We start from the raw sequence: 4,020 nt of genomic DNA, 5'->3' as shown, positions 1-4,020 counted from the left end.
CGTCGGCCTTGACCTGCTGCGCCTTGATGTCGAAGTCGGTGTACGACTGGCCGTAGCCGAACTCGTAGTTGACGACGCTCGACGAGAGAGGACTGTCCGGCGGAACGGTGGGCGAGCGTGTACCGGAGGGCGGCGTCGCCCATCGAGCCGGAGAAGGCCGCCAGCGCGGCCAGCACACAGGTGGTGAGAAGGATTGCCAGAAGGGCCGCGGAGAGCAGGAGCCGGTGCGCGCGCACCCGCAGAAAGACGAACCCCGTCACCCGATCCCCCGAAACCTCATCAGCCGCACGCCCCACGTACGTACTCGGATGGTTTCAAGCGGACCTGCTTCTGAGAACCACCGGCCGGCACATCGAGATGGGATCGTGAGCGTTATGTGTTCGGGTGGAACCGATTTCCGGACACACGGTGACCGTTCCCGATTCTTTTCGGGGCCTCTCGGTACGGACGGACGGACCTCCCGTCCGCGCGAGCGGCGATCCCGCCGCGGCCCCGCCCGCGAGACGTGCGCGCATTGCCTCCCCGAGCGCTTACCGCACATACTTGCGGCTGCCGCCGAGGGGCGGCGCGCACGTACGGGGAGCGACGATGAGGCGAAGGACCGGCGCACGGAGCGGGACCCACCTGGCCGAGAGCCCGGCCGACGGCCCCATGATCCGGATCGAGGACCTGCACCGCTCGTACGGAACGGGCGCCACGGCGGTGCACGCCCTGCGGGGAATCTCCTTCGACGTACCGCGCGGGGAACTCGTCGCCCTCAAAGGCCGCTCGGGCTCGGGCAAGACCACTCTGCTCAACCTCGTCGGCGGACTCGACACCCCCGACGGCGGCCGGATCACCGTCTGCGGCACCGACCTCACGGACCTGGGTGAGGACGGACTCCTGGAACTGCGCAGGGACCGCATCGGCTTCATCTTCCAGTCGTTCGGGCTGCTCCCCATCCTGACCGCGGCGGAGAACGTGGGCGTACCGATGCGGCTGCGCGGCACCGACCCCGCCGAACGCGAGGAGCGGGTCGCGCTCCTGCTCTCCCTGGTGGGCCTCGGCGACCACGCCCGGCAACGCCCGGGCGAACTCTCCGGCGGTCAGCAGCAGCGCGTCGCCATCGCCCGCGCGCTCGCCAACCGTCCCGAGCTGCTGATCGCGGACGAGCCCACCGGGCAGCTCGACGCGGAGACCGGACTCGCGGTCATGCGGCTGCTGCGCGCCCTGGTGCGCAGCGAAGGCGTCACCGTGCTCGTGGCCACCCACGACCCCCAGCTGCTCGAATTCGCCGACCGCGTCCTGGAGCTCCGCGACGGTCACATCGTCGAGAACGCGCCGCGGGCCGAGGGCATGCCGGGACGCTGAGGCGCCGTGCACCGGGCGCGACCCGATCCCGGCGAGCGTAGGCCCGATCCCGGCGGGCAGCCGTGCGATCCCGGCGGGCGTAGGTACGATCCCGGCGGGCAGCCGCCCGATCCCTGCGGGCAGCCGCGCGTCACCTTCACACGGTGGGCCGCTGGAGCCAGAGCCACTGCGCGTAGGTGAGCGTTCCGTGGTCGGCGGGCTCCCGCGTGACCAGGCTCCCGTCCCGCATGGCCCGGCCCATCCCGCCGGGCAGCGGAACCTCCACGATCGGGCCGCGCTCGCCCGTGTGGTGCGCGTACGCCCTGACCATCGCGGACATCGACTCGACGCGCGGCCCGCCCAGGTCGGGGACGCGACCCGCCGGCGCGCCCGCGGCCAGCTCCACCAGCCGTTCGGCCACCTCGCGGGCGGCGACGGGCTCGGACGTCATTCTCGGTACGGCCACCAGCGGGCCCACCTTGATCCGCCCATGGATCTGGCCCGCGAACTCGTGGAACTGCGTCGCCCGCAGGATCGTCCACGGCACCGCGCCGCTCTCGACCAGCCGCTCCTGGGCCATTTTGCCGGCGTAGTAGCCGTGCGGGGCGCGGTCGACGCCGACGATCGACAGCGCGACGTGGTGCCCCACCCCGGCAGCCTGCTCCGAGGCCTGCAGCCTCCGGGTCACCGAGGTGAAGAACTCCGTCGAGGCTTTGGCGGACATGGTCTGCTTCGACGTCACGTCCACGACCGCCGCGACTCCCCGGAGCGCCTCGGCCGCACCGGAGCCGGAGACCAGGTCGACACCGTTCGAGCGGGACAGCACCACGGCCTCGTGGCCCCGTTCGCGGACCACGTCGACCACGTGCCGCCCCACCGTGCCGGTGCCGCCCGCCACTGCGATCTTCACTCGGATCTCCTGTCGCTGAGGGGCCGATCCGCACGCGGATCTTCCGAGGAGAGCCCCGCCCGGCCCGATCCGGCGCCCTCCGGCACCGATCCTCCCTCCGCGCGGCGCGGTCGGCACGCGGGCACACGCCCCTCCGCGCCGGGTCACCTGTCCGGGGTCACTCGGCCGGTCACCTGTCCGGGGTCACTCGGCCGGTCACCTGTCCCGGGTCACTCGGCCGGTCACCTGTCCCGGGTCACTCGGCCGCGCCCGGCCGGGGCCGCCGGGCGGTGGCGGGTTCCTTCAGGAGTCCGGTCGCCGAGCGGTGGACCTTCGCCAGGGCGTTCAGGAGGGCGGCGCGTTCGGCCTCGGTGAGATCCGCGGTGACCTGCTCCTCGATCGACCGCCGGTCCGCCTCCACCGGCTCGCGCAGTGCGCGACCCGCGTCGGTCAGCCAGAGGCGGACCAGCCGGTTGTCCCGGTCGTCGCGGCGGCGGGTGAGCAGCCCGGCCGCGGTCATCCGGTCGGCCATCTTGACGACAGTGGGCGTCGTCACGTTCAGCGCGGCGGCCACCTCACCGGGTGTGCTGCCGTCGCGCTCCCACAACCTGGCGAGCAGGTGGTTCTGTCCGACGTGAAGCCCGTGGCGCCGCATGGCCGCGTCGGCCAGCGCCCGGAGGGCCTTGGACGTCTTGCCGTGCAGGTCCAGGAAGTCGGGCATCGGGGCGGCCTTCCGGTGGTGGGGCGGCCGGGAAGGACCGCCGCGCGAAGTTCGATTGACGGCTAATCATTAACCGGCTAATGTCTGCGCCACTCGTTAGCTGGCAAACGACTTGAAGGAATCCGATGATACTGGTCACCGGAGCCACCGGGAATATCGGCCGCGAACTGACCCGCGAACTCGACGCCGCAGGGGCTGAGTTACGCCTCCTCGTCCGAGACCCGGCCCGCGCCTCGGCGCTGCCCGGCCGCGCCGAGCGCTTCGTCGGCGACCTGGGGGAACCCTCGACACTGACTCCGGCCTTCGCCGGCGTCGACGCGCTCTTCCTGCTCACTCAGGGCATCGGCACCGATCACACCGCGGCGGCCGTCGCCGCCGCCGAGGCGGCCGGCGTGAGCCACGTCGTGCACCTGTCCTCCCTCCACGTCACCATCGACCCGCTCCCCGCGATGGCCCGATGGCACCACGCGCGCGAGGAGATCGTCCGAGCCTCCGCGATACCCGCCACGTTCCTGCGGCCCGGTGGCTTCATGACCAACGCCCTCGACTGGCTCCCTACCGTCCACGGCGGAAACCATGTCCTCGACCCGGTGGGCCCGGGCCGCTTCGCACCGATCGACCCCGCGGACATCGCCGCGGTCGCCGCACTCGTCCTCACCGAGGACGGTCACCGGGGCAAGGATTACGCCCTCACCGGCGGCGAGGCGCTGACCGTCACCGAGCAGGTCCACGTCATCTCCCGCACCATCGGCCGCGACATCGAGGTCCGGGCGGTGAACACACCGGACGAGGCCGTGCGGTCCCGCTTCCCGAACGGGGCCCCCGAGGCCCTCGCCGACGCCCTCACCGAGGGCTTCCGGCTCATGCGCGCCGACACCGTCGGATTCCGGACGGACACCGTCGAACAACTGCTCGGCCGTGCGCCGCGGACCTTCGCCGACTGGTGCGCGCGCCACGCCGACGCGTTCAGGTACCCCGGGTACCCCGAGCGCGTCTGATCCACGCCGAGGCGGAATCACCCGTCCTCTTCCCGCCGTGCGGTGCGTTCCCGGCGGGGCTGAGGTCTGTCCCGCCGGGAACG

4 protein-coding genes are annotated in these 4,020 nt (G+C 72.3%); 2 read left to right on the top strand and 2 right to left on the bottom strand.

The features are described from left to right. Positions 1–588: 588 nt before the first annotated feature. Complete coding sequence (locus tag ACWD3D_RS34245) at positions 589–1,350, top strand: ABC transporter ATP-binding protein (protein WP_451464604.1); 762 nt, start codon at positions 589–591, stop codon at positions 1,348–1,350. Between the two features lie 136 nt (positions 1,351–1,486). On the opposite strand, the gene ACWD3D_RS34240 is transcribed toward ACWD3D_RS34245, so the two are convergent. Together ACWD3D_RS34240 and ACWD3D_RS34235 are read right to left on the bottom strand one after the other, a co-directional pair. Next, positions 1,487–2,239: an SDR family oxidoreductase gene (locus tag ACWD3D_RS34240; RefSeq protein ID WP_451464603.1), complete on the bottom strand. Its 753-nt coding sequence runs from the start codon at positions 2,237–2,239 to the stop codon at positions 1,487–1,489. Positions 2,240–2,474: 235 nt separating this feature from the next. Beyond that, the gene (locus tag ACWD3D_RS34235; RefSeq protein ID WP_451464602.1) at positions 2,475–2,939 is read right to left on the bottom strand and encodes a MarR family winged helix-turn-helix transcriptional regulator; all 465 of its coding nucleotides are present in this window, start codon (positions 2,937–2,939) and stop codon (positions 2,475–2,477) included. Positions 2,940–3,064: 125 nt separating this feature from the next. Between ACWD3D_RS34235 and ACWD3D_RS34230 the strand changes: the two genes are divergently transcribed. Then, positions 3,065–3,937: an NAD(P)H-binding protein gene (locus tag ACWD3D_RS34230; RefSeq protein WP_451464601.1), complete on the top strand. Its 873-nt coding sequence runs from the start codon at positions 3,065–3,067 to the stop codon at positions 3,935–3,937. Positions 3,938–4,020 lie beyond the last annotated feature (83 nt).

The sequence above is a fragment of the Streptomyces sp. NPDC002690 genome (assembly GCF_053592415.1).
Note: the sequence above shows the minus strand (reverse complement) of the source record. Positions and strands in the feature narration are given on the sequence as shown.